The 22,322-nt window shown below is 69.3% G+C and carries 20 protein-coding genes and 1 pseudogene; 12 read left to right on the top strand and 9 right to left on the bottom strand.

Annotated features, from left to right (window positions below; all coding sequences use genetic code 11):
- Window positions 1-28: 28 nt before the first annotated feature.
- Entirely contained in the window at window positions 29-1,231 is a 1,203-nt protein-coding gene (fabV, locus tag AB4851_RS06520) for an enoyl-ACP reductase FabV (protein WP_414448932.1), read from the bottom strand.
- A gap of 72 nt (window positions 1,232-1,303) precedes the next feature.
- Here fabV and AB4851_RS06525 point away from each other — a divergent pair, with 72 nt between their 5' ends.
- On the top strand, window positions 1,304-2,065 hold the full coding sequence (locus AB4851_RS06525) for an NADPH-dependent FMN reductase (protein WP_414448933.1): 762 nt from the start codon (window positions 1,304-1,306) through the stop codon (window positions 2,063-2,065).
- Window positions 2,066-2,093: 28 nt separating this feature from the next.
- Here the strand turns inward: AB4851_RS06525 and AB4851_RS06530 are convergent, their stop codons facing one another.
- Window positions 2,094-2,756: an FMN-binding negative transcriptional regulator gene (locus tag AB4851_RS06530; RefSeq protein WP_414448934.1), complete on the bottom strand. Its 663-nt coding sequence runs from the start codon at window positions 2,754-2,756 to the stop codon at window positions 2,094-2,096.
- Between the two features lie 109 nt (window positions 2,757-2,865).
- Here AB4851_RS06530 and AB4851_RS06535 point away from each other — a divergent pair, with 109 nt between their 5' ends.
- Window positions 2,866-4,413, top strand: a complete 1,548-nt coding sequence (locus tag AB4851_RS06535; protein WP_414448935.1) for a PLP-dependent aminotransferase family protein — start codon at window positions 2,866-2,868, stop codon at window positions 4,411-4,413.
- 125 nt (window positions 4,414-4,538) lie between these two features.
- Here the strand turns inward: AB4851_RS06535 and AB4851_RS06540 are convergent, their stop codons facing one another.
- The 3 genes from AB4851_RS06540 to AB4851_RS06550 form a co-directional block, all read right to left on the bottom strand.
- On the bottom strand, window positions 4,539-5,159 hold the full coding sequence (locus AB4851_RS06540; protein WP_414448936.1) for a hypothetical protein: 621 nt from the start codon (window positions 5,157-5,159) through the stop codon (window positions 4,539-4,541).
- A 231-nt stretch (window positions 5,160-5,390) separates the two neighbouring features.
- Window positions 5,391-6,023 carry a trimeric intracellular cation channel family protein gene (locus tag AB4851_RS06545; protein WP_414448937.1) on the bottom strand — a complete coding sequence of 211 codons (633 nt, stop codon included), beginning with the start codon at window positions 6,021-6,023 and terminating at the stop codon, window positions 5,391-5,393.
- A gap of 146 nt (window positions 6,024-6,169) precedes the next feature.
- Window positions 6,170-7,120, bottom strand: a complete 951-nt coding sequence (locus tag AB4851_RS06550) for a helix-turn-helix domain-containing protein (RefSeq protein WP_414448938.1) — start codon at window positions 7,118-7,120, stop codon at window positions 6,170-6,172.
- A 182-nt stretch (window positions 7,121-7,302) separates the two neighbouring features.
- Here AB4851_RS06550 and AB4851_RS06555 point away from each other — a divergent pair, with 182 nt between their 5' ends.
- Window positions 7,303-8,205 carry a DMT family transporter gene (locus AB4851_RS06555; RefSeq protein ID WP_414448939.1) on the top strand — a complete coding sequence of 301 codons (903 nt, stop codon included), beginning with the start codon at window positions 7,303-7,305 and terminating at the stop codon, window positions 8,203-8,205.
- Window positions 8,206-8,240: 35 nt separating this feature from the next.
- Here AB4851_RS06555 and AB4851_RS06560 read toward each other — a convergent pair whose 3' ends face one another.
- Complete coding sequence (locus AB4851_RS06560; protein ID WP_414448940.1) at window positions 8,241-9,116, bottom strand: LysR substrate-binding domain-containing protein; 876 nt, start codon at window positions 9,114-9,116, stop codon at window positions 8,241-8,243.
- Window positions 9,117-9,407: 291 nt separating this feature from the next.
- On the opposite strand from AB4851_RS06560, the gene phnX reads away from it, so the two are divergent.
- The 3 genes from phnX to AB4851_RS06575 are packed head-to-tail and all read left to right on the top strand — an operon-like array spanning window position 9,408 to window position 12,879.
- Window positions 9,408-10,271, top strand: coding sequence for a phosphonoacetaldehyde hydrolase (phnX, locus tag AB4851_RS06565; RefSeq protein WP_414448941.1), 864 nt, complete (start codon window positions 9,408-9,410; stop codon window positions 10,269-10,271).
- Window positions 10,271-11,407 (top strand): iron-containing alcohol dehydrogenase PsrA, encoded by a 1,137-nt coding sequence (gene psrA, locus AB4851_RS06570; RefSeq protein ID WP_414448942.1) that lies wholly within the window; start codon window positions 10,271-10,273, stop codon window positions 11,405-11,407. Before phnX ends, psrA begins: the two co-directional genes overlap by 1 nt.
- A gap of 17 nt (window positions 11,408-11,424) precedes the next feature.
- Entirely contained in the window at window positions 11,425-12,879 is a 1,455-nt protein-coding gene (locus tag AB4851_RS06575; RefSeq protein ID WP_414448943.1) for an MFS transporter, read from the top strand.
- Window positions 12,880-12,944: 65 nt separating this feature from the next.
- Here AB4851_RS06575 and AB4851_RS06580 read toward each other — a convergent pair whose 3' ends face one another.
- On the bottom strand, window positions 12,945-13,370 hold the full coding sequence (locus AB4851_RS06580) for a winged helix-turn-helix transcriptional regulator (protein ID WP_414440327.1): 426 nt from the start codon (window positions 13,368-13,370) through the stop codon (window positions 12,945-12,947).
- A gap of 105 nt (window positions 13,371-13,475) precedes the next feature.
- Here AB4851_RS06580 and AB4851_RS06585 point away from each other — a divergent pair, with 105 nt between their 5' ends.
- Window positions 13,476-14,360 (top strand): SDR family oxidoreductase, encoded by an 885-nt coding sequence (locus AB4851_RS06585; RefSeq protein WP_414448944.1) that lies wholly within the window; start codon window positions 13,476-13,478, stop codon window positions 14,358-14,360.
- Between the two features lie 287 nt (window positions 14,361-14,647).
- Here AB4851_RS06585 and AB4851_RS06590 read toward each other — a convergent pair.
- Window positions 14,648-15,565, bottom strand: a pseudogene (locus AB4851_RS06590) (LysR family transcriptional regulator); the annotation flags it as partial.
- A gap of 102 nt (window positions 15,566-15,667) precedes the next feature.
- Between AB4851_RS06590 and AB4851_RS06595 the strand changes: the two are divergent.
- Entirely contained in the window at window positions 15,668-17,068 is a 1,401-nt protein-coding gene (locus AB4851_RS06595; RefSeq protein WP_414448945.1) for an MFS transporter, read from the top strand.
- Window positions 17,069-17,139: 71 nt separating this feature from the next.
- Here the strand turns inward: AB4851_RS06595 and AB4851_RS06600 are convergent, their stop codons facing one another.
- Window positions 17,140-17,520, bottom strand: coding sequence for a winged helix-turn-helix transcriptional regulator (locus AB4851_RS06600; protein WP_414440323.1), 381 nt, complete (start codon window positions 17,518-17,520; stop codon window positions 17,140-17,142).
- Between the two features lie 95 nt (window positions 17,521-17,615).
- Here AB4851_RS06600 and AB4851_RS06605 point away from each other — a divergent pair, with 95 nt between their 5' ends.
- The 4 genes from AB4851_RS06605 to AB4851_RS06620 all read left to right on the top strand — a co-directional run bounded on the left by AB4851_RS06605 (window position 17,616) and on the right by AB4851_RS06620 (window position 22,279).
- Window positions 17,616-18,734: an NADH:flavin oxidoreductase gene (locus tag AB4851_RS06605; protein WP_414448946.1), complete on the top strand. Its 1,119-nt coding sequence runs from the start codon at window positions 17,616-17,618 to the stop codon at window positions 18,732-18,734.
- A gap of 317 nt (window positions 18,735-19,051) precedes the next feature.
- Window positions 19,052-20,440 carry an MFS transporter gene (locus AB4851_RS06610; RefSeq protein ID WP_414448947.1) on the top strand — a complete coding sequence of 463 codons (1,389 nt, stop codon included), beginning with the start codon at window positions 19,052-19,054 and terminating at the stop codon, window positions 20,438-20,440.
- A gap of 40 nt (window positions 20,441-20,480) precedes the next feature.
- A complete protein-coding gene (locus AB4851_RS06615) occupies window positions 20,481-21,488 on the top strand; it encodes an alcohol dehydrogenase catalytic domain-containing protein (protein WP_414448948.1) in 1,008 nt (335 codons plus the stop codon).
- Window positions 21,485-22,279, top strand: coding sequence for an SDR family oxidoreductase (locus AB4851_RS06620; protein WP_414448949.1), 795 nt, complete (start codon window positions 21,485-21,487; stop codon window positions 22,277-22,279). Before AB4851_RS06615 ends, AB4851_RS06620 begins: the two co-directional genes overlap by 4 nt.
- The last annotated feature ends 43 nt before the right edge of the window (window positions 22,280-22,322 follow it).

Raw genomic sequence — 22,322 nt, forward strand, 5'->3', positions numbered from 1 at the left:
ACGCGCCGCTGACGCGGCGCGTGCGCGCTTACAACCCGACCGAAATCAGGCCCGGGATCGCCACGTCGGGATTGACGTCGGCGTCGTAATCCACGCCGGCGATCTCGAAGCCGAACAGGCGCAGGAATTCGTGCTTGTAGCCGGCGAAATCCGTCAGTTCGTAGATATTCTCGTTGGTGACCTGGCTCCACAGCGCCTGCACCTTGGCCTGCACTTGCGGATCGAGTTCCTTGTAGTCGGCGCGCAGGCGGCCGTCTTCGTCGATGTGCGGCGTGGCGCCGTACATCGTGTCGTGCAGCAGGCCGTACACCTGCTCGATGCAGCCCTCGTGCGTGCCGGTTTCCTTCATCACCTTGAACAGCAGCGACAGATACAGCGGCATCATCGGGATCGCCGAGCTGGCTTGCGTGACCACCGCCTTCAGCACCGCCACGCGCGCGTCGCCGCCGTGGGCCGCGAGCGTGTCGCGCAGGCCGATCACGGTGGTGTCGAGATCCTTCTTGGCCGCGCCGATCGAGCCGTTCCAGTAGATGTCGTGCGTGATCTGCTCACCGAGATAGGTGAACGCGGTGGTCTTCGCGCCGGGAGCCAGCACGCCCGCTTCGTTCAGCGCGTCGATCCAGAACTTCCAGTCCTCGCCGCCCATCACCGCCACGGTGTTGTCGATCTCTTCCTGCGAGGCCGGCTCCAGCACCGTGTCCTTGATCACTTCCTTGTCGGTGTCGATGCCGCGGAACGTGACGCTCTTGCCGATCGGCTTGAGCGTGGAGTTGTGCACCACGCCCGTTTTCGGGTGCGTGCGGCGCGGCGAGGCGAGGCTGTACACCACCAGATCGACCTGGCCGAGATCGGCCTTGATGGTGTCGATCGTGACGCGCTTCACTTCGTCGGAGAACGCGTCGCCGTTGATCGTCTTGACGTAGCGGCCTTCGGCCTTGGCGAACTTCTCGAACGCGGCGGTGTTGTACCAGCCGGCGGTGCCCGGCTTGGTTTCGCTGCCCGGACGCTCGAAGCACACGGCCAGCGTGTCCGCGCCCGAGCCGAAGGCGGCCGAGATGCGTGCGGCCAGGCCGTAGCCGGTGGACGCGCCGATCACCAGCACCTTCTTCGGGCCGTTGGCGATCGGGCCTTGCTTGACCACGTAATCGATCTGTTCTTTGACATTGGCTTCGCAGCCGACAGGATGAGTCGTCACGCAGATGAAGCCACGCACGCGCGGTTTGATGATCATGAAAGCCCCTGAATACGGTAAGCGTCGAACGTCGACGGACAGAAATGCCGTGCATTGTAAAGGAAGCCCCGGATGGCGCGAACGGCGGCATCCGGCTTCGGGGCGGGGTGCACGGGCGGTGGGCCTGGATACGGGCGTGGATGTGCACAGGCACATGGCGGCGCGATCGGGCCGGACGTGGGACACTCGCACCGGGTTTTTTCGCGCGGACCGGCCTCGCTTCGGGCGCTGCGGCGGCCGGCTGCGCTTCACCGTTTCGAGAATCATGATCCGATTGCTTTCGATGTCGGGCAGCCTGCGCGCGCTGCCTCGAACACGGCCCTGCTCGATGCCGCCGCCGCGATCGGCGTGCCGGGCGTGATCGTGCAGGCTTGGCGTGGCCTCGACACGCTGCCGCCTTTCAACCCCGAGCGTCAGGACGACCCGCCGTCGCCCGTGCAGGCATTGCGCGACGCGGTTGCGCGGGCCGACGGGCTGCTGATCGCCTGCCCCGAATACGCGCGCGGCATTCCGGGCGCGTTCAAGAACGCGCTCGACTGGCTGGTGGCCAGCGACGGCTTTCCGGGGATGGCGGTGGCGCTGTTCAACGCGTCGCCGCGTGCGTCCGATGCGCAGGCGGCGCTGCGGCTGGTGCTGACCACCATGTCGGCGCATTGCGTGGCGCCGGCCTCGATCGCGCTGCCGTTGCTCGGGCCACCGCGCACGGCGGCGCAGATCGCGGCCGATCCGGCGCATCGCGAGGCGATTTCCGGAGCGCTTGCGGCGATGCGCGAGCGGATCGCCGAGCGCGGGCGGCGCGGCGAACGGGTGCCGGGCGGCTCGGCCGGGGCTTGATGCCGATCGGACCGGCGTCCGCGGCGTCTCAGTCCTGCTTGCTGCCGTTACCGCTGCCCCCCGGCGCCACCCCACCCGCCAGCATCGCATCGGCGATCGCATGGCGGCCCTGCGCGCGCAGCCCGTCGGCTGCACCCTGCACGTCGCGGGCGTCCTTGTTCTGGCTCAATTTGCTCTTGCCTTCCAGGCGCGTGATCTCAATCTCGATGCCGACGATCGCCTTCATCAGCGTATCGACGAAATCGGCCGGCGCGTCGCCCATCTTCCACGGCACCGGCTGCGTCGCCTCGTGACGGCGCGTGAGCCTGGCCACCACGCCGCGCACGTAGCGTTCGTCGTCACGCACGGTGATGCGGCCGTGCGCGTGTACCACCGCGTAGTTCCAGGTGGGCACTTGGCGATGTGCCTCGTGCTTGCTCGGATACCAGTTCGGCGAGATGTAGGCGTCCATCGCGCGGAAGATCGCCAGCACCGGCGCGCCGTTCGCCACCTGCTGCCAGACCGGGTTGGCGCGCGCCACGTGGGCGTGCAGCACGCCGAGCGTGCCGCCGGCCGGATCGAGTTCGAACGGCAGGTGGTTGGCGTCGAGGCCGCCGTCGCCGTGCGTGACCAGCGCGCCGAACGGGTGGGCGGTGATCAGGGCGTGCAGCGCGTCGGGGCGCGCTTCGGTGAAATGGGCGGGCAGGTACATGGCGGCTCCGGGAAGGCGGTGGGGCGTGATTGATCGAATGGCTGATTCTGCGCCGTTGCTGGCCTATGATGAAGGGCCAGTTTTATTCAATTTTTCTGGACCAGAAACGATGGCCCGCACCGCGCAATCCCCCGATATCCCCTCGCTCGGCCCGCTCGACCGGGCGGCCGGCCAGTTGAGCCGCCAACTGGCGCAGGCGCTGCGCGACGCGATCCGGCGCGGCGACCTGCGCCCCGGCGAGCCGCTGCCGGCCTCGCGCCAGCTTGCCGCCGCGCTCGGGCTGGCGCGCGGCACGGTGATCGAGGCGTTCGAGCAACTGGTGGCGGAGGGGTTTCTGGTCGCGCGCGGGCGGACGGGGACGTGGGTGGCGCCGGCGTTGTCGACGCCGGGGGAGGGGGCGTTGGGGGTTTTAAGCACAGGAAACACCAAATCGAGCGTCGTCGCATCGGTGCCCACCGCCTCCCCCGGCGCCCTCCTGCCACGCCGCTTGCCCGCGCCCGCCGCGATCTTCGCCGCCGTCGCCGCCGATTTCGAACCGCTGCTGCCGATCCCGTTTGCCGTCTCGGTGCCGGGCGGCCCGACCTTGCCCGACGCGGCCTGGCGGCGGCTCGGCAACCGCCTGCGCGCACGCGGCGCGGCCGCGCCGTCGGGCTATGGCGACACGCGCGGCGTCGGCCCGCTGCGCGAGGCGATCGCCGACTACGTGCGCCGTTCGCGCTCGGTGCGCTGCGACGCCGCCCAGGTGATCGTCACCACCGGCACCCAGCAGGGCCTGTATCTGGCCTGCCAGGTGCTGCTCGACGCCAGCGACCGCGCCTGGATCGAGAACCCGGCGTATCGCGGCATCACGGCGATCCTCGAAAGCACCGGACGGCGCGACGCGATCGTGCGCGTGCCGGTGGATGCGGAAGGGCTCGACGTCGACGCCGGCCGCCGCCTCGCGCCCCACGCGCGCGCGGCGTTCGTCACGCCGTCGCATCAATATCCGCTCGGCATGCCGTTGAGCGTCGGCCGCCGCGAGGCGTTGCTCGACTGGGCGCGCACGCACGACGCGTGGATCGTCGAGGACGACTACGACAGCGAACTGCGCTACGCCGGCCATCCGTTCCCGGCGATGCAGGGGCTGGACCCGGCGCGGGTGGTGTATCTGGGCACGTTCAGCAAGATCCTGTTTCCGTCGCTGCGGCTCGGCTATGCGATCGTGCCGCCCGATCTGGTGGCGGCGTTTCGCGGCGCGCGCGTGCTGATGGACCGCCATCCGCCCGAGGCCGACCAGCATGTGCTGGCCGCGTTCATGGGCGAGGGGCATCTCGATCGCCATATCCGGCGCGTGCGCGGCGTGTATGCGGCGCGGCGCGCGCGGCTGATCGAGACACTCGACGCCGCGCTGCCGCCCGAGCTGGCCTGGCGCGAGCCGAGCGATCAGGGCATGCATCTGGTGCTGTGGCTGGCGGCTGGTTTCGACGATCGCCGGGTGGCCGCGCAGGCGCTGGCGGCCGGCGTGGCGGTGCGGCCCGTCTCGCCGATGTATGCGCCCGGCACGGCGCGGCCGGGGCTGGTGCTCGGCTTCGGCGGTTTCGACGACGCGCGCATGGAGGCGGCGGCGCGCACGCTGGCGGCGGTGATCGTGGCGGTTGGGCGCGAGGGAGCGGTGTGAGCGGGGTGAGGGCGCTATGGGCCGACGACGGGCAGGCAATGGATCGTTCGCTTTACGGCTCCGTGGCGTGTCCGCGTGATCATTCTTGTCGACCGGCCCGAAAAGCTCGCGACTGCGGAGCCTCGCTATTCGTCCGGCATGTTATCGGGCGCGCAGAGATTCATGGATTTCATCGCCACTGCGCCCGGCAGGTTCTCGCGCGGGATCAAGGAAAATGCGTTCCAGTCCGGCTCATCGACATACACGATGCCGCTCTTGCAACGCATGTGCGCCTGCTTGTTTCGACCGTCGCACGATGCGCCGTCAATCGCGCATCGTTGCCATTGCGGAATGACGCCGGCAGCCCGCAACGCGCCGCCCTCGGCCCGCGTGTAGGTGCGCACGTCGCGTGTCGCAATCGCCATGTACATGAAATCGACATCCGCCATGACGGGCCGTGCGGCTTCGGCTTCTCGATAGTGCTCATGCAACTCGACCACGTACCGCGCGCCCGCGCCGAATAGCGCGGCGCCAATCAGCGCGGTGGCGACGGCAACGATGCGGCGTGGTTCGGATCCAGCGAAACGGGCGCACGCCAACCCGGCGACCGGGAAGATCAGCGCGATTGCCGCCCCCCAGGACAAAGCCATCGTCAAACCAGGGGTGGGGCAATCGAAACCGCATCCGGGGTTGCGATCGAAGGCGAGCAAGATCCGCGAAACCGCGATCGCGGTCACGCAACCCGCCACCGTGAACAGGACAAACACCGACACCTTCCTCACTTGATTTCCCTAGAAAGTCGAAACCCTTGGCCCGAGCCGGTTATCGACGTTACCGGACTCTATCCAGGCTGGACGGATCGTGGCAGGAGGTGGATCAAGGCGAGCGCGGCGCGGAGATTTTTCGTCGTGGAGCGAACGCCGTTGCGCGACAGGCGTCTTTGCCGCAGCGCGGCGGCTTGGCTGGCGAATGCGCGGAGGCGGCACCCGCTTCTCCCCCTACCGCCCATCCCGCTGCCGATTCCCGAATGTCGGCAGCCGCCAGCCGAAATACAGCGACGACAGCCGGATCGCCACGCACGAGCCGATCGCCAGCCACGGCGCGAGCGTGGGCAGCCAGTTGGTGCGCAGCGACACCACCTCGACGGTCGCGCCGAACAGCGCGGCCAGCGCGTAGATCTCGCGCTGCAGGATCGCCGGCACGCGCGAGAGCAGCACGTCGCGGATCACGCCGCCGCCCACCGCGCTGAACATGCCGAGCAGGATCGCCACCTCGGCGCTCTCGCTGTAGGCCAGCGCCTTCTGCGCGCCGGCCACGGCGAACAGGCCCAGCCCGATCGCATCGAACAGCAGCACCGGGTAGCGCAGCTTCTTTACACGCTGGTAGGCGGCCACCGTCAGCGCGGCCGCCACCATCGACACCAGCAGATAGCGCCAGTTCGACAGCCCGGCCGGCGGCACCGCGCCGATGCAGACGTCGCGTACGATGCCGCCGCCGCACGCCACGATGAACGTGACGAACACCACGCCGAACAGGTCGAGCCGCCGCTGGCGCGCGGCCACCGCGCCGCTGATGGCGAACACGAAGGTGCCGGTCAGGTCCAGCAGCGTATAGGCGACGTGGCCGTTCATGCGCGGCGCGCGCGCACGATGCGGCGCGGCTGGCGGGACTGCGGAAGGGCGGGGCGGCAGGGAGGAAGCAGCGTCATCGTCGATCGGGAGCGGAGCACGGTCACGATGATAGGCAGATCGCGGAAAACCGCAACCGGCGCGACGCGTCAGCTGCCCTGCAGCGCCTTGCGGAACGCGGTGGGCGTGGCGCCGTGCGCGTCGCGGAAGCGGTGGCTGAAGTGCGCGGCGTTCGCGTAGCCGCATTGCGCGGCCACCTGCGCGAGCGGCAGCACGGTTGTGCGCAGCAGCGTGCGCGCGCGGGCCAGCCGCTGCTCGGCGATCCACGCGTGCGGCGGCGCGCCGAACGAGACGCGGAACATCCGCGCGAAATGGTATTCGGACAGCGCGGCTAGGTCGGCCAGCTCGCCGAGCGTGACGGGCTGGTCGAGCATCGCATCGATGTAGTCGCGTACGCGTCGCCGCACGGCCGGCGCCAGCCCGCCCGTGTGCATCACGCCGGTTCGCATCACGCTTTGCCCGCGCAGCAGCCCGCTCAATACCTCGTGCGCGGTTTCGTTGACGCGCAGGCGGCCGTCCACGTCGTCCCAGCGCTCGTTGAGCAGCGAGCGGCATTGCTCGGCGATGCGCGGGTCCTCGAAATAGGTGCGATCGGCCAGCTCCAGCTCGCGCGGCTCGCGATCGAGTTCGCGCACCGCGCGGCGCGTGAAGTGCTCGGGCAGGAAGTACAGGTGCATGAAATGCATCTGGCCGCGCACCCACCAGCGCGATTCGTGGTCGCCGGGCAGCGCGCACAGCCGGCTCGGCGCGCCGTAGCGGCCCGGCAGCTTCTGCCGCTCGGTGCGGTAGCCGCCCGCCACGTAGCACGACAGCGTGTGGTGGCCGGGGTTGTCGTAGGCCGTTTCCGCCACCTCGGTCTCGCGCGTCCATTCGGCGATGGCGAGGTGATCGCCGAGCCACGCAAAGCGCTGCAATCGCGCATCGGCGTCGGCCAGCGTGCGGCACACCGATTGCAGCCCGAACGGCAAGTCCGCCGCGCTGGCCAGTTCGGCGGCGGAGGCGGGCGGGGCGGCGAGGATCGGCGGGCTGACGGGCTTCATGGGCGCAGTATAGGGTCGCGCGGGGTTGCGCGCGCGCGTGCACGGCACGCTGTCGCGCAAAGACAGCAATTCCGGACAAGTGGCCCGGCCCGGCGGGCGGCACAGTGGTCATCCGGGACGATCCGGCGCCGAAGCGCTCGGCCGGCCCCCGGCAACGCCAGCCAACCTCACGCCGCCTTGCCATGAATCTTCTGCTTTATGCCGTCACCGTGCTGATCTGGGGCACCACCTGGATCGCGATCAAATGGCAGCTCGACAGCGTGCCGCCGCCGATCTCGATCGCCTGGCGCTTCTGGATCGCCGCCGCCGTGCTGTTCGTGGTGCTGCGCGCGCTGCGCCGGCCGATCATGCCGCCGCGCGAGGCCTGGCGCTACTTGGTGGCGCAGGGGCTGGCGCTGTTCTGCCTGAACTTCCTGTGCTTCTACTACGCCGAGCGCGTGGTGCCGAGCGGGCTGGTGGCGGTGGTGTTCTCGATCGCGCCGCTGCTCAACGCGATCAACGGCCGGCTGTTCCTGGGCCGCCCGCTGCAACCCACCGCGATCGCCGGGGCGCTGCTCGGGCTGGCCGGCATCGGTTGCCTGTTCTATCAGCAGATGGCCGGCCACCTCGGCGACGCGGCCACTTGGCGCGGCCTCGCGATCGCGCTGGGCGGCACGCTGTGCTTCTCGACCGGCAGCCTGCTGTCGAGCCGGATGCAGGCGATCGGCCTGCATCCGCTGATGACCAACAGCTGGGCGATGCTGATCGGCGCTTCGGCGCTGACGATCGGCTCGGCCGTCGCCGGCCTGTCGTTCGTGCCGGAGATGACGCCGCGCTACCTCGGCGCGCTGGCCTATCTGGCCGTGCCGGGCTCGGTGATCGGCTTCACGTCGTATCTGATGCTGGTGGGCCGGATCGGCCCGGAGCGGGCGGCCTATTGCACGGTGCTGTTTCCGTTCGTGGCGCTGACCGTCTCGACGATCTTCGAGGGCTACCGCTGGTCGCCGCTCGCGGTGCTCGGGCTGGCGCTGGTGGTGGCCGGCAACCTGGTGGCGTTCGACCTGACGCGCCGGGTGTTCGCGCGGCGGCGTCGCTGCGTGGCGTGACGGGGTAACGGCGCGCCCACCAAGCCCACCGCGCTTCACCCCACCGGCCGGCACCGCTGCATCGCCTCGAAGAACGCCGCGACGAGCCGGCTCTCGCGCCGCTCGCGCAGGCAGCACACGTGGATATGCGTGCTGACCGGATCGCCCTCGATGCGCACCGGCCGCAGTCGCGCCGCGTCGGGCACGTACTCGGACACCGACACCGTGCCCACCCCCAGCCCGCGCGCCACGGCCTCGCGCAGCGCCTCGCGGCTGCCGATCTCCATCGCGATGCGCGGTGTCGCGCCGATACGCGCCAGCGCATCCTCCAGCGCGCGCCGCGTGGTCGAGCCGGGCTCGCGCATCAGCAGCGGCGCGCCGGCCAGTTCCGCCAGCGTGATCGCCTCGCGCGCCGCGAACGGATGCGCCACGCCCACGAACGCGATCACCGGGTAGCTCGCATACGGCGTCATCTCGTAGCGCTCGTCGCTGAACGGCCGCGCGATCACGCCGACGTCGCAGGCGTAATCGTCGAGATCGTTGAGCACGCTCTCCGAATTGCCGAGCGTGACGGCCAGTTGCATGCGCGGATGCGCGGTGTGGAACGCCTCGATCATCTCGGTCACATGGAACGGGCTGACCGCGCCGATCCGCAGCACGCCGCGCGTGAGCTCGCCGCTGTCGTGCAGCAGCGAGCGCGCGTCGTTCTCCAGCCCGTTGATCTGCCGCGCCAGCGGCAGGAAATCCAGCCCCACCGCCGACAGCTCCACGCGCCGCCCCCGCCGATGGAACAACTGCACGCCGTGCTCCTGTTCGAGCGCCTGCACCTGCGAGGTGACGGTGGTCTGGCTGGTGGCGAGCGCGCGGGCCGCCGCCGTGAAGCCGCCGTGCTGGACCACGGCGAGGAAAGCGCGAATCTGGGTCAAGGTCATCGATCGATACGGAAGTTCGGACTGTCGGATTGAAAACAGGGACGGACGGCGCAGGCGATTTCGGCGATCTTTCTCGATCCACCCCTTATTTCAAGGGATTGTCCCGCAAGCATCGCGCATCGGACCCAAACCGGCCCGAAACCCTTGCACCGCCTGACTGTTCGGCCAACGAACTGGAATCCAACGATTTTTCCGATGGATCGATTCGGTTGAACCGGGTATTTCGATCATGGACGAGTCATGTTGCAAAACTATGCTGGCGTCCGTGATCCACTTCCCCCGGAGCCGAGCATGCTGCAACGATCCGTCAGCCTCGATAGCCACACCGCGAATCGCGCCCAGCGCGCCTATCGCGGCCCCGTCACCACCGCGATCTTCGACTGGGCCGGCACCGTGCTCGATTTCGGCTGCCTCGCGCCCGTGCATGCGTTCCGCGAGGTGTTCGAGGCGGCGGGCGTGCCGATCAGCGAGGCGCAAGCGCGCGCGCCGATGGGCGCGGCCAAGCGTGAGCACATCGAGCTGATCCTGGAGGATCCGGCCGTGCAGTCGCGCTGGCGCGCGGCGTTCGGCGCGGCGTCCACCGACGCCGACATCGACCGGCTCTACGCCGCGTTCCTGCTGGCCGACGAGCGCAACGTCGAGCGCTACAGCGCGCTGATCCCCGGCGCGCTCGACACCATCGCCACGCTGCGCGCGCGCGGCATCCGCATCGGCAGCACCACCGGCTACCCGCGCGAGGTCATGAACAACCTGCAGCCGCTGGCCGAGCGCCACGGCTACCGCCCCGACCACTGCTGCACCGTCAGCGACGTGGCGCGCGGCCGCCCGTACCCGGACATGTGCCTGGCCAATGCGCTGGCGCTCGGCGCGCCCGACGTGCGCAGCTGCGTGGTGGTGGACGACAGCCCCACCGGCCTCGAATCGGGCCTCGCGGCCGGCATGTGGACGGTGGGCATCGCCGCGAGCGGCAACGAGGTGGGCCTGTCGCTCGACGCCTGGCAGGCGCTCGACGCCGCCGGCCGCGACGCGCGCGTCGGCCCGGCCCGCGAGCGCCTCGCGCAGACGGGCGCGCACTACGTGATCGACAGCATCGCCGACCTGCCGGTGGTGATCGACGCGATCGGCGAACGCCTCGCGGCCGGGGAACACGCGTAATGAGCTGGCAATTCCACAACCCGGTGCGGGTGCGCTTCGGCGTCGATACGCTCGACGCGATCGGCAGCGTGCTGGCCGGCCGTCCTTACGCGATCGTCACGTACCCGGGCCAGCCGTTCGTCGCGCTGTGCGAACGGATCGAGCGGCTCGCCGGGCCGGCGCTGCTGCGCATCGACAACGTCGAGGCCAACCCTTCCGTGACGATGCTGCGCACGGCCTGCGATGCGTTGTCCGGGCTCGCCGCGCTGCCCGAGGCGCCGGCCGTGCTGGTGGCGCTGGGCGGCGGCTCGGTGATGGACACGGCCAAGGTGCTGGCCGCCGAGCATGGCCGGCTCGACCCGGTGCTGGCCTGGATCGAGGATGGCCGCACGCGCGTCGCCTCGCGCGCGCTGCCGATCGTGGCGATTCCCACCACGTCCGGCACCGGCAGCGAAGTGACGTCGTGGGCCACGGTGTGGGACCCGGCGCGCGACCGCAAGCTCTCGCTCGCCCGCGACGATCTCTATCCGGAAACGGTGCTGGTCGATCCGCGCCTGGTGGCGGGCCTGCCGCCCGAACCGACGCTGGCCAGCGGGCTCGACGCGCTGTCGCACGCGCTCGAAAGCCTGTGGAACATCAACGCGAACCCGGTTACGCGCGGCCTGGCCGTGGAGGCGGCCCGCGAGATCCTCGCGGCGCTGCCGCGCGTGATGGCCGCGCCCGGCGATCTGGCGGCGCGCTCGGCGATGGCGCTCGGCGCGCTGCGCGCCGGCCTGGCGTTCTCGAACACGCGCACCGCGCTGGCCCACAACATCTCGTACGCGATCACGCTGCGGCATGGCGTGGCGCACGGCCTGGCCTGCTCGTTCTGCCTGCCGGCCGTGATGCGCTCGGCGCTCGGTGCCGATCCGGCTTGCGACCGCGCGCTGGCCGAGGTGTTCGGCACGCTCGACGGCGCGCCGGCCCGGCTGGAAGCGTGGCTCGACGCGCTCGGCGTGGCGTGCCACCCGGCCGCCTACGGCCTCGACGCCCACGCATGGCAGGACCTGGTTGCGAACGCCTTCGACGGCGCGCGCGGCCGCAATTTCATCGGCGCGCCGGCGCGCTTCCCGCAATTCGATTTCACGCAGGCGGCGCAGCCCGCGCTCGCCTCGTGAATCGTCAGGAGAACTTCATGACTACGCCTCAATCCGTCAGGACCGACGCGCTGTCGCGTCTCGACAACATGCCGTGGACCCGCTTCCACACGCTGCTGGTGGCCGCGCTCGGGGTGGGCTGGGCGCTCGATTCGTTCGAGACCAACATCATCGGCAGCGTGTTCGGCATGCTCAAGGGCCAGTGGCACCTCAGTTCGGCGCAAGGCTCGCTGGCCGTGACGATCTGGGTGTTCGGCATGCTGGTGGGCGCGGTCGCGTTCGGCTACCTGGCCGACCGCTTCGGCCGCAAGCGGCTGTTTCTCGCCACGCTGCTCTGGTACGCGTGCTTCAGCGTGCTGACGATCTTTTCCTGGAACTACGAATCGTTCCTGTTCTTCCGCGCCATGACGGCGCTCGCGGTGGGCGGCGAGTATTCGGCGGTCACGGCGACGATGGGCGAATTCATTCCGCGCGGCCATCGCGGCAAGACCGATTCGCTGATCCTGTCGGGCTTTCCGGTGGGCGCGCTGCTGTCGGCCGCGATCTCGTACTTCGTGCTGAACCACCTGCCGGCCGATGTGGCGTGGCGCGTGGGTTTCGGGCTGGGCACCACCATGGCGCTGCTGTTCTTCTGGATTCGCCGCGTGATTCCCGAATCGCCGCGCTGGCTGCTGCAACAGGGCCGCACCGCCGAGGCCGAGGCGATCGTCGGCCGGATCGCCGCCAGCGCCGAGCGTGCCGGCACCTCCGCCGCCGATCTCGATCAGGCGCGCCGACGCTACGAGCCGGCGCTCTACACGCCGTCGCGGCCCGCGTTCTGGCGCAACGTGCGCGAGCTGTTCGGCACCTACCGGCTGCGCTGCGGCCTCGCCAGCGCGCTGAATTTCTCGCAGGCGGCGGTGGTGTATGGCGTGCTGTCGCTGATGGCGCTGGTGATCCTGCCGTACATGAAGGTGCCGGCCGCCGACATGTCGCTGTACTACGTGTACGGCAACGTCGCCGCGCTGCTCGGCGGGCTGTGCGCGTCGGTGCTGGTGGAGGCGTGGGGGCGGCGCGTGTCGCTGCTGGTCAGCTACAGCTTCACGACGGCCGCGATCGTGTTGATCTACCTGATGCACACGCTGCCGGGCATGGTGCTCGGCTACTGTCTGATCCAGTTCGGCGTGACCTGGGCGTATATCTCGGGCTACGTGGTGTCGTCGGAAGTGCTGCCGACGCGGATTCGCGCCACGGGCCTCGGCGTATCGGTGGCGGTGGGCCGGGTGGGCGCGATGGTCGCGCCGCTGATGCTGACCAACGTGTACGCGCTCACCGGCACGCCGTCGGCGGCGCTGATCGGGCTGCTGCTGCTCGCGCTGCCGGGGCCGCTGGCCGCGCTGCTGTGGATGGTGAACGGGCGCGAGACGCGCAATGTTTCGCTGGAAGAGGGGAGTGCCGATGGTGGCTCGGCCGATGCGGCGCACTGGAATGCGCGTCCGGCGGTGGTGCAGTGAGGGGGTGAGTTGCGGGCCGGGGCGGATGCGCCGGCCGATTCAACCGCCCAAGCCCTTCAAGCCCCTCAAGCCGAAGCCGATTCCCGCGCCCCGTCGAATTCCGCGCGCGCCGCGATCACCTTCTCCTGGTTGTCCTCGGTCCAGCGCAGCAGCACGTGGAGCGCGCCGAACATCGATTCGCCCAATTCGGTCAGGCTGTATTCGACGCCGGGCGGCTTGGTGGGGAACACCTCGCGGTGCACGTAGCCGTCGCGCTGCAGTTCCTGCAATGTCTGCGTCAGCATGCGCTGGGAAATGTCCGGCACCAGCCGGCGCAGCTCGCCGAAGCGGTACGGGCGCTCGGCCAGCGCCATCATCAGCAGCGAGCTCCAGCGGCTGGCGATCACGTTCAGCAGGTCGCGCACCGGGCAATCGGAGATCGACCCCAGCGTGACGCGCATCTCGTCGAGTTTGGCCTGCAACGCGCTGGCCGATTTGGGGGTGGTTCCCATTAGGTAACTATCTCCTGAAAAACTGCCTTCTTTACGGCGCACCGCCGAAGCCCGATTATCGATGCACTCTCGATTTGAGAGCAACTCTCGAAATGAGGCTGTCTCATGAGCAACACGATTTTCGTTACCGGCGCGGCCGGGCAACTCGGCAAGCTGGTGATCCAGAAACTGCTCGCGCGCGGCGTGGCGCCGGCGCGCATCGTCGCCGGTTCGCGCGATCCGCAGAAGCTCGCCGACCTGACGGCACAAGGCGTGACCGTGCGCCGCGCCGATTTCGAGGATTCGGCCGGCCTGGCCGAGGCGTTCGCGGGCGTGGGCACGGTGCTGATCGTCTCCACCGACGCGCTCGACGGCGCCGGCACGCGCCTGAAGCAGCACCGCAACGCGGTGGCGGCAGCGGCGGCGGCCGGTGTGGGCCGGATCGCCTACACGTCGCTGCCGAACCCGGAAAGCTCGCTGATCACGTTCGCGCCGGATCACGCCGGCACCGAGCGCGCGATCCGCGAAACGGGCCTGCCGCACCTGATCTTCCGCAACAACTGGTATCAGCAGAACCTGCTCATGTCGCTGCCGCATTCGCTGCAGGGCGGCCAGTGGTATTCGGCCGCGCAGGGCGGGCGGATCGCCTACGCGGCGCGCGAGGAGATGGCCGAGGCGATCGCCGCGGGGCTCGACACGCCGGTAGCGGAGAGCCGGATCTACACGTTGACCGGGCCGCAGGCGCTGACCACCGCCGAGGTGGCCGAACTGGCCTCGAAGGCCACCGGCAAGCCGCTCGCCGTGGTGCGCGTGGACGATGCGCAACTGGCGGCCGGGCTCAAGGGCGCGGGCCTGCCCGACGGGCTGATCGCGATGCTGGTGTCGATCGATGCGGAGACGCGGGCCGGCAATCTGTCGATCGTCACCGATCACCTGGAAACGCTGATCGGCCGCGCACCGCAGACGCTGGCGCAGTACTTCGACGCCAACAAGGCCGATTACCTGGGCTGATCGCGACGTACGCGGCGGCGGGGCGGGGGAGCGGGCGGCGGGTTGCCGTTGGTTTCCTCGCCACGCGCGGCCGCGTGTTTCCTGCCTTTCGCGCTTTCGCTGTTTTCTGCGTATTCCGCGCTTTCTGCGCTTTTCACGCCTGCTGCGTTTTCCGAGTCTGCTGCGCTTTCCAGGCCTGCTGCGCTTTCCTCGTTCGCCGCGCTTTTCACGCCCGCCGCGCTTCCCCCGCCGGCTGCACGCTCCACACCTTCCGAGCTTTCCACGCCCCCAGCGCCCCCAGCGTTTCCCGCACCCTCCACCCCAAATCGCTCGACCATGAAGTCGATGAAGCTGCGCAGCTTCGGCGAGGTCTGCCGTTCGCGCAGATACAGCAGGTTCAGCGCGCGATCGGGCGCGGCGAACCCCGGCAGCACTTCCACCAGCCGCTTCGCACGCAGATCCTCGGCCACCAGCATCTCGGGCAGCATTGCGATGCCGAGGCCGCGCAGGATCGCGCGCCGCAGCGCTTCCGAATTGTCGATCTTCAGGCGGCCGTCCACGGGCACGCTGATGCGCTCCGACTCGCCGTCGCGCGCGTGCAGCACCCATTCCGGTTGCGCCGCGTACCACTCCGAGCGCGGCGGATACGCGTAGCTCAAACACTGATGCGCGGCGAGATCGGCCGGCGCGGCCGGCGCGCCGTGCGTCTTCAGATACGCCGGCGACGCGCACAGCACCAGCCGGTAAGGCCGCAACGGCCGCGCCACCAGATCGGGATTGCCGAGCGTGCCGATGCGGATCGCCGCCTCGAAGCCGTCGTCGATCAGGTCCGACAGCGAATCGGTCACCACGATCTCCAGCTTCACCTCGGGATAGCGCGCGCAGTAATCGGCGATCACCGGCATCAGCGATTCGTTGCTGAACACCACCGGCGCGGTCACGCGCAGCCGCCCGCGCGGCACGGCCAGATGATCGAGCGCGAGCCGCTCCGAATCGCCGACCAGGCCGAGGATCTCGATGCAGCGCTCGTAGTACGCCTGCCCGAACGCGCTGGGTTGCTGCTTGCGCGTGGTGCGGTGGATCAGGCGCGCGCCGAGCCGCGCCTCCAGGGCGTTGAGGTGGTTGCCGATCATCGTCGGGGAGAGATCGCAGGCCACCGCCGCCGCCGTCAGGCTGCCGGTTTCCACCACGCGCACGAATACGGTCATCGCTTTGAGCAGGTCCATTCCGCAAATAATAGTGGGTTCTGTTGTTATCCGGCGGTGGTTTATCAAGTCTGACTTGCGCAATACAGTTCGCGGCATTGCCTTCTTTCGCACGGTGTCCCCATGTCTGCTTCTGCTTGCGCGCCGGCCCGCGCGTTCCGGCCCCGCCTGGCGCTGTTCGCCACCAGCCTCGGCTTCGTGATGATCTGCCTCGACGTCACCGTGGTGAACGTCGCGCTGGGCCGCATGCGCGACGGCCTCGGCCTCGATTCGAGCGCGCTCGAATGGGTGGTCAACGCCTACACGCTGGCGTTCGCGAGCCTGCTGCTGTCCACCGGCGCGCTCGCCGACCGCTTCGGCGCGCGGCGCGTGTTCGTGGCCGGCTTCGCGGTGTTCACGCTGGCGTCGATCGGCTGCGGGCTGTCGGGCGGCGCGGTCATGCTGATCGCGTCGCGGTTGTTGCAGGGCGTGGGGGCGGCGCTGTGCGTGCCGTCGTCGCTGGCGCTGCTCGGCGCGGCGTTTCCCGAGCCGCGGGCGCGCGCCCGGGCCGTCAGCATCTGGGCCGGCACCGCTGCGCTGGCGCTCGGCGCGGGGCCGCTGGTGGGCGGCGTGCTGGTGGCGGGCTTCGGCTGGCCGGCGATCTTCCTGATCAACGTGCCGGTGGGCATCGCCGGGATCTGGCTGACGCTCGCGCACGCGCCCGACACCGAGCGCCACGCGTCGCGCCACCTCGATCTCGAGGGGCAGGCGCTGGCCGTGGTGGCGCTGGCCGCGCTGACCTACGCGCTGGTCGAAACCGGCCGGCTCGGCTGGCGCAGCGCGCCGGTGCTGACCGGCTTCGCCGTGGCGGCGGTGGGCGGCGCGCTGTTCGTGGCGGTCGAGGCGCGACAGGCGCAGCCGTTGATGCCGCTGTCGCTGTTCGGTCATGCCGCGATGCGGGTCAGCGCGGTCGTCGGCCTGTTCGCGAACTTCGGCTACTACGGGTTGATGTTCGCGATGAGCCTGTTTTTCCAGGGCGTGCGCCACGATTCGCCGCTCGATACCGGCCTCGCATTCCTGCCGATGACGGCCGTGGTGACCGTCGCGAACCTGGCTTCGGGCGCGCTGACCGCGCGGCTCGGCTATCGCGTGCCGATGGTGGCGGGGCAGGCGCTGGCCGCGCTCGGCTACTTCATGCTGGTGCGCATCCACGCCGACAGCGGCGCGCTGACGGTGGCCTTGCCGATGCTGGCGGTGGGCGTGGGCACGGCGCTGGTGGTGCCGTCGATCAATACGGCCGTGCTGATGCAGTTCGGCGCGTCGCGGATCGGCATGGCGTCGGGCGTGCTCAATACGGCGCGCCAGATCGGCGGCGTGGTGGGCGTCGGGGTGTTCGGCGCGCTGGTGCGGCCGGAACTCGGCGACCTGACCGGCGGCCTGCATGCGGCGGCCGTCGTGGCCGGCGTGCTGACGCTGGGTGGCTTGCTGATCGCGTGGGTGGGGTTGCGGCCGGCGAGGGCCGAGGCGGCGAGTTGCGGGGCTTGAGCGGTGAGTTTGGGTGGTTGGCGGGCGATTGACACGCGGTGAATCGGCCGCCCCGCAGCGTCTCCCTCAACTCAAACCTGCGCCTCCGCGCGCGCATCGAACGCCGCGCGCGCCGCATCGACCTGATCGAGATGCTGAAGCGTCCACGAATACAGCGCCTTGAACGGCCCCTGCAGCGAGCGCCCGAGCGGCGTGATCTCGTATTCCACCGCCACCGGCGAGCTGGGGATCACCGTGCGCGAGACCAGCCCGTTGCGTTCGAGCCGGCGCAGGCATTGCGTCAGCGCCTTCTGCGTGACGCCTTCGAGATGCCGCTTGATCGCGTTGAAGCGCAGCGGCCCGGCGTCGAGCACGGTCAGGATCATCATCGACCACTTGTCGGCGATCTGGTCGAACAGGATGCGGCTCGGGCAATCGACGGAGAACGTGTAGCGCTCGCAGGTAATGGACATGGTTTCCTCGAAGATACCTAGGCGAACAAAAGTGCGTAATTGACACCAGGTTTCCGGAATATACCATCGTGGTTCGTTCATTCACGGAGCTTTACATGTCGCTTTCGACTTCCGATGTCCTGTTCCAGCCGTTTTCCGTCGGTTCGCTGACGCTGCCGAACCGCATCGTGATGGCGCCGATGACGCGCTCGTTCGCACCGGAGGGCATCCCCGGGCCGTCGAACGCCGCTTATTACCAGCGTCGCGCCGAGGGCGGCGTGGGCCTGATTCTGTCCGAGGGCACGGTGGTGGATCGCCCCGCGTCGCGCAACGATGCGGGCATCCCGTTCTTCCACGGCGAGCGCGCGCTGGCCGGTTGGCAGGGCGTGATCGACGCCGTGCACGGCGCGGGCGGCAAGATGGGGCCGCAGTTGTGGCACACCGGCGCGGTCAAGAGTTTCATGACCGACTGGGTGCCCGAGGCGCCGGTGGAAAGCCCGTCGGGCCTCGACGCGCCCGGCGTGGAGCGCGGCGTCGCGATGCGCGATGCCGACATCGCCAACACCATCGCCGCGTTCGCCAAGGCGGCCGGCGCGGCCAAGCGGCTCGGCTTCGACACGATCGAACTGCACGGCGCGCACGGCTATCTGATCGATCAGTTCTTCTGGGCCGGCACCAACCATCGCACCGACGCCTACGGCGGCCCGAGCATCGGCGAGCGCGCGCGCTTCGCGGCCGAGATCATCGCGGCGGTGCGCGCCGAAGTGGGCGCGGGCTTCCCGATCGTGATCCGCCTGAGCCAGTGGAAGCAGCAGGACTACACCGCGCGCCTCGCGCCCACGCCGAACGAGATGGCGCAGTGGCTCGAACCGCTGGTGGCCGCCGGCGCGGACGTGCTGCATTGCTCGCAGCGCCGCTTCTGGGAGCCGGAGTTCCCCGAGGTCGACGGCGAGCACGGCCTCAATTTCGCGGGCTGGGCCAAGAAGCTGACGGGCGCGGCCACCATCAGCGTCGGCTCGGTCGGGCTGTCGGGCGATTTCATGGGCGCGTTCGGCGGCGAAAGCTCGACGAGCGTGGGGCTGCAATCGCTGCTCGAACGCATGGCGCGCGACGAGTTCGACCTGATCGCGGTGGGCCGCGCGCTGCTGACCGATGCGCAATGGGCCAACAAGGTGCGCTCGGGCGAGGGCGAACTGCGCGGGTTCGCGCCGGCTTCGCTCGGCGAACTGGTGTAACGCGGTAACGCGATAACGGCGTGGGCCTCGCCGGCGGGCGTGAACCGCTGGCGACGGCCTTCGCCGAATGGCATCACGTCCTCGCCAGCGGCCGCCGCGCCGCTGCTCCGTCGTTCCCCTCCCGGTTCCCCCTCCCGTTTTTCGCTCCCCCCTCCCGCCCGGGCAATAGGCCCAGGCAATAGCCGGTATGGAAAATTCGTCTTTCCTCGCCCGCGACCTGCTCCGCTAGTATTTCGATCACATAACAAATAGAAGAAATACCGACCCAGAGCAGGATTCGAAAAACGATTTCTCAAGACATTTGAGGAGACAAGCCGGTGAGCAAAAAGATAATCGACGTCGAGCAGTTTCTCGACGACAACCGTTTTTCCCCGTTCCAGTGGACGATTCTCGTCCTCTGCTTCCTGATCGTGTCGATCGACGGCCTCGATACGGCCGCGATGGGCTATATCGCGCCGTCGCTGATCGCGCAATGGCACGTGTCGAAGGCCGCGCTCGCGCCGGTCATGAGCGCGGCGCTGCTCGGCCTGGCGTTCGGCGCATTGACGGCCGGCCCGCTGGCCGACCGCTTCGGCCGCAAGAAGGTGATCGTCATTTCCGCGCTGCTGTTCGGCCTGATGACGCTGGCGAGCGCGATGGCGTGGTCGCTGTGGTCGCTCACGGCGTTTCGTTTCGTCACCGGGCTCGGGCTCGGCGCGGCGCTGCCGAACACCGTCACGCTGATGAGCGAATACGTGCCGCACCGCCGCCGCTCGCTGCTCTCGACGCTGATGTTCTGCGGCCTGTCGATCGGCTCGGCCTCGGCCGGCTTCGTGGCCTCGGCGGTGATCCCGTCGCACGGCTGGCGCAGCCTGCTGGTGATCGGCGGCGTGCTGCCGCTGGTGTGCGTGGTGTTCCTGGTGCTGATCCTGCCGGAATCGGTGCGCTTCCTGGTGGTGCGCAACGCGCCGGCCGAGCGGATCGCCGCGATCCTGCGCAAGATTTCCGCGAAGACCGATTTCGCCGACGCCCGCTTCGTGCTGCCCGAAAGCCTCGTTCCGCAGGCGGGCGCGTCGTCGCCGGTGCTGGCGCTGTTCCGGCACAACAACGGGCTGGGCACCGTGATGCTGTGGCTGACCTACTTCATGGGCCTGATCATCGTCTACACCGTGACGGGCTGGCTGCCGACCATGATGAAGGATGCCGGCGTGGGCGTGGCGCAGGCCGCGATCGTCACCGGCATGTTCCTGACGGGCAGCACCGCCGGCAACATCGTGATGGGCTGGCTGATGGACCGTATCAGCGGCTACATCGTGATCACCTGCGCCTATGCGGCCTCCGCGCTTTGCCTGATTGCGATCGCGTTCCATCCGCTCAACGATGTGCCGATGCAGGAATTCCTGGTGTTCCTCGCCGGCTTCGCGATGGGCAGCCAGGTGCAGACGGTGATTCTCGCCACGCAGTTCTATCGCACCCAATACCGCGCCACCGGCGTGAGCTGGGTGCTCGGGATCGGGCGCTTCGGCGGCGTGTTCGGCGCGTCGACGGGCGGCATCCTGATGTCGCGCGGCTGGGAAGCGCACGAGATCTTCATGGCGCTGGCGATTCCCGCCGCGGTGGCGGCCTCGGCGATCGGCGTGAAGGGGCTGTACTACACGTTCCGTCCCACCCCGTTGCCCGCTGCTGCGGCCGCCGCGGAATCGCTGGGCCACCGGCACGCGCAGTAAGCGGCCTTCCCCGACTTCATCCAGACACGAGACGACACGCATGAAAGCTTATGTGACGGAACAGCCCCGGCAACTGACCCTGACGGAAGTGGACGAGCCGCAAGCCGGGCCGGGGCAGGTGCTGCTCCAGGTGCGCGCGGTGGGCATCTGCGGTTCGGATCACCACATCTACCTGGGCCATCATCCGTACGCGAAGCTGCCGATGGTGCAGGGGCACGAGTTCTGCGGCACGATCCTGGAATATGGTCCGGACTGCCAACGAAGCCTGCCCGAAGGCAGCCAGGTGGTGATCGAGCCGCTGCTGCGTTGCGGCGCCTGCTACGCGTGCAAGCAAGGCCGCTACAACTGCTGCGAGAGCCTCGCGATCTTCGGCGTGCACCGGCCCGGCGCGTTCCAGGAGCGCGTGGTGGTGCCCGAATACCTGATGCACGCGGCGGACGGCGTGCTGCCGCAAGTGGCGACCTTCGCCGAGCCGCTGTCGATCGCCGTGCAGGCCGCGAAGCGCGGCCGCATCGTGGCCGACGACCTTGTGCTGATCCTCGGCGCGGGGCCGATCGGGCTGGCTACCGTGCTGGCCTGCAAGGATCTCGGCGCGAAGGTGGCGATTTCCGACGTGATGGCGTCGCGGCTCGACAAGGCCCGCGCGCTCGGCGCCGATTTCGTCTTCAACCCCGCGCACGACGACCTGCAATCGATCCGCACCTGGTCGGACGGCGGCGTGACGGCCGTGATCGACGCGGTGGCGGTGGAGCCGGCGATCAAGCTCGGCGTCGACGCGCTGCGCGCGGCCGGCCGCTACGTGCTGGTGGGCATGTCGGGCAAGAACCTGCCGATCCCGATCAGCACCGTGGTGGCGAAGGAGATCGACATCATCGGCTCGCGCAACAGCTCGAACGTGTTCGCCGACGCGGTGGCGCTGCTCCAGCGCAACATCGGCAAGGTCGAGCGGATCATCTCGATCTCGCATGGCCTCGACACGCTGCCGGCGATGATGGATTACTCGATCGAACATCCTCAGGATGTCGAAAAGATGGTGGTGGTGCTGTGAGCCTCGATGCAAGCGAACGCGACGCCATGCCGTTCTCGGCGCGCAACGTGCTGGTGACGGGCGGCGCGCGCGGGATCGGGCTGGGCATCGTGCGCGCGTTCCTCGAAGGCGGCGCGAGCGTGGTGTTCATCGATCACGACGAGGCACTCGGGCTCGACGCCGAAAGCCGCCTGCGCACGCAGCACGCCAACGCGCATTTCGTGGCGGCCGACGTGGGCCGCTTCGTCTCGTGCCAGGCCGCGTTCGAACGCGCCGAAGCGCTGATCGGGCCGATCGACACGCTGATCAACAACGCCGGCATCTCGCCGAAGACCGACGGCCGCGGCCTGCCGGTCGACGAGATCCCGCTGGACGAATGGCAGCGCGTGGTCGACGTGAACCTGAACGGCGTGTTCCATTTCTGCAAGCTCGCCGTTCCGGGCATGAAGCGCCGCGGCTTCGGGCGCATCGTGTCGATGTCGTCGGTGGCCGGCAAGGCCTACCTCGACGTGTGCGCGCTGCACTACGCGGCCACCAAGGCGGCCGTGATCGGCGTGACGCGGCAGCTCGCCGGCGAGCTCGGGCCGTTCGGCACCAACGTCAACGCGATCGCGCCGGGGCGCATCGATACCGAGATGGTGGCGGTCGCGGGCGAGGCCGCCAACGCCGCCTACGTCGCGCAAACCCCGTTGAAGCGGCTCGGCACGACGCGCGAGGTGGCCGCGTTGTGCCTGTATCTCGCCTCGCGGCATGAAGCAGGATTCGTCACCGGCCAGGTTGTCGACGTGGCCGGCGGCTGGCTGATGACCTGACGCGCAGCGCCAGGCCGGCCATTCACGAACATCGAATCGATAG

It is taken from the genome of Burkholderia sp. 22PA0099 (assembly GCF_047497165.1).
In the GTDB taxonomy this organism is placed as follows: domain Bacteria; phylum Pseudomonadota; class Gammaproteobacteria; order Burkholderiales; family Burkholderiaceae; genus Burkholderia.

Excerpts from the sequence above, each read along its gene's own strand:
- fabV (WP_414448932.1), bottom strand. The coding sequence starts at position 1,231 with ATGATCATCAAACCGCGCGTGCGTGGCTTCATCTGCGTGACGACTCAT.
- AB4851_RS06525 (WP_414448933.1), top strand. The coding sequence starts at position 1,304 with ATGGCGCGAACGGCGGCATCCGGCTTCGGGGCGGGGTGCACGGGCGGT.
- AB4851_RS06530 (WP_414448934.1), bottom strand. The coding sequence starts at position 2,756 with ATGTACCTGCCCGCCCATTTCACCGAAGCGCGCCCCGACGCGCTGCAC.
- AB4851_RS06535 (WP_414448935.1), top strand. The coding sequence starts at position 2,866 with ATGGCCCGCACCGCGCAATCCCCCGATATCCCCTCGCTCGGCCCGCTC.
- AB4851_RS06545 (WP_414448937.1), bottom strand. The coding sequence starts at position 6,023 with ATGAACGGCCACGTCGCCTATACGCTGCTGGACCTGACCGGCACCTTC.
- AB4851_RS06550 (WP_414448938.1), bottom strand. The coding sequence starts at position 7,120 with ATGAAGCCCGTCAGCCCGCCGATCCTCGCCGCCCCGCCCGCCTCCGCC.
- AB4851_RS06555 (WP_414448939.1), top strand. The coding sequence starts at position 7,303 with ATGAATCTTCTGCTTTATGCCGTCACCGTGCTGATCTGGGGCACCACC.
- AB4851_RS06560 (WP_414448940.1), bottom strand. The coding sequence starts at position 9,116 with ATGACCTTGACCCAGATTCGCGCTTTCCTCGCCGTGGTCCAGCACGGC.
- phnX (WP_414448941.1), top strand. The coding sequence starts at position 9,408 with ATGCTGCAACGATCCGTCAGCCTCGATAGCCACACCGCGAATCGCGCC.
- psrA (WP_414448942.1), top strand. The coding sequence starts at position 10,271 with ATGAGCTGGCAATTCCACAACCCGGTGCGGGTGCGCTTCGGCGTCGAT.
- AB4851_RS06575 (WP_414448943.1), top strand. The coding sequence starts at position 11,425 with ATGACTACGCCTCAATCCGTCAGGACCGACGCGCTGTCGCGTCTCGAC.
- AB4851_RS06580 (WP_414440327.1), bottom strand. The coding sequence starts at position 13,370 with ATGGGAACCACCCCCAAATCGGCCAGCGCGTTGCAGGCCAAACTCGAC.
- AB4851_RS06585 (WP_414448944.1), top strand. The coding sequence starts at position 13,476 with ATGAGCAACACGATTTTCGTTACCGGCGCGGCCGGGCAACTCGGCAAG.
- AB4851_RS06595 (WP_414448945.1), top strand. The coding sequence starts at position 15,668 with ATGTCTGCTTCTGCTTGCGCGCCGGCCCGCGCGTTCCGGCCCCGCCTG.
- AB4851_RS06600 (WP_414440323.1), bottom strand. The coding sequence starts at position 17,520 with ATGTCCATTACCTGCGAGCGCTACACGTTCTCCGTCGATTGCCCGAGC.
- AB4851_RS06605 (WP_414448946.1), top strand. The coding sequence starts at position 17,616 with ATGTCGCTTTCGACTTCCGATGTCCTGTTCCAGCCGTTTTCCGTCGGT.
- AB4851_RS06615 (WP_414448948.1), top strand. The coding sequence starts at position 20,481 with ATGAAAGCTTATGTGACGGAACAGCCCCGGCAACTGACCCTGACGGAA.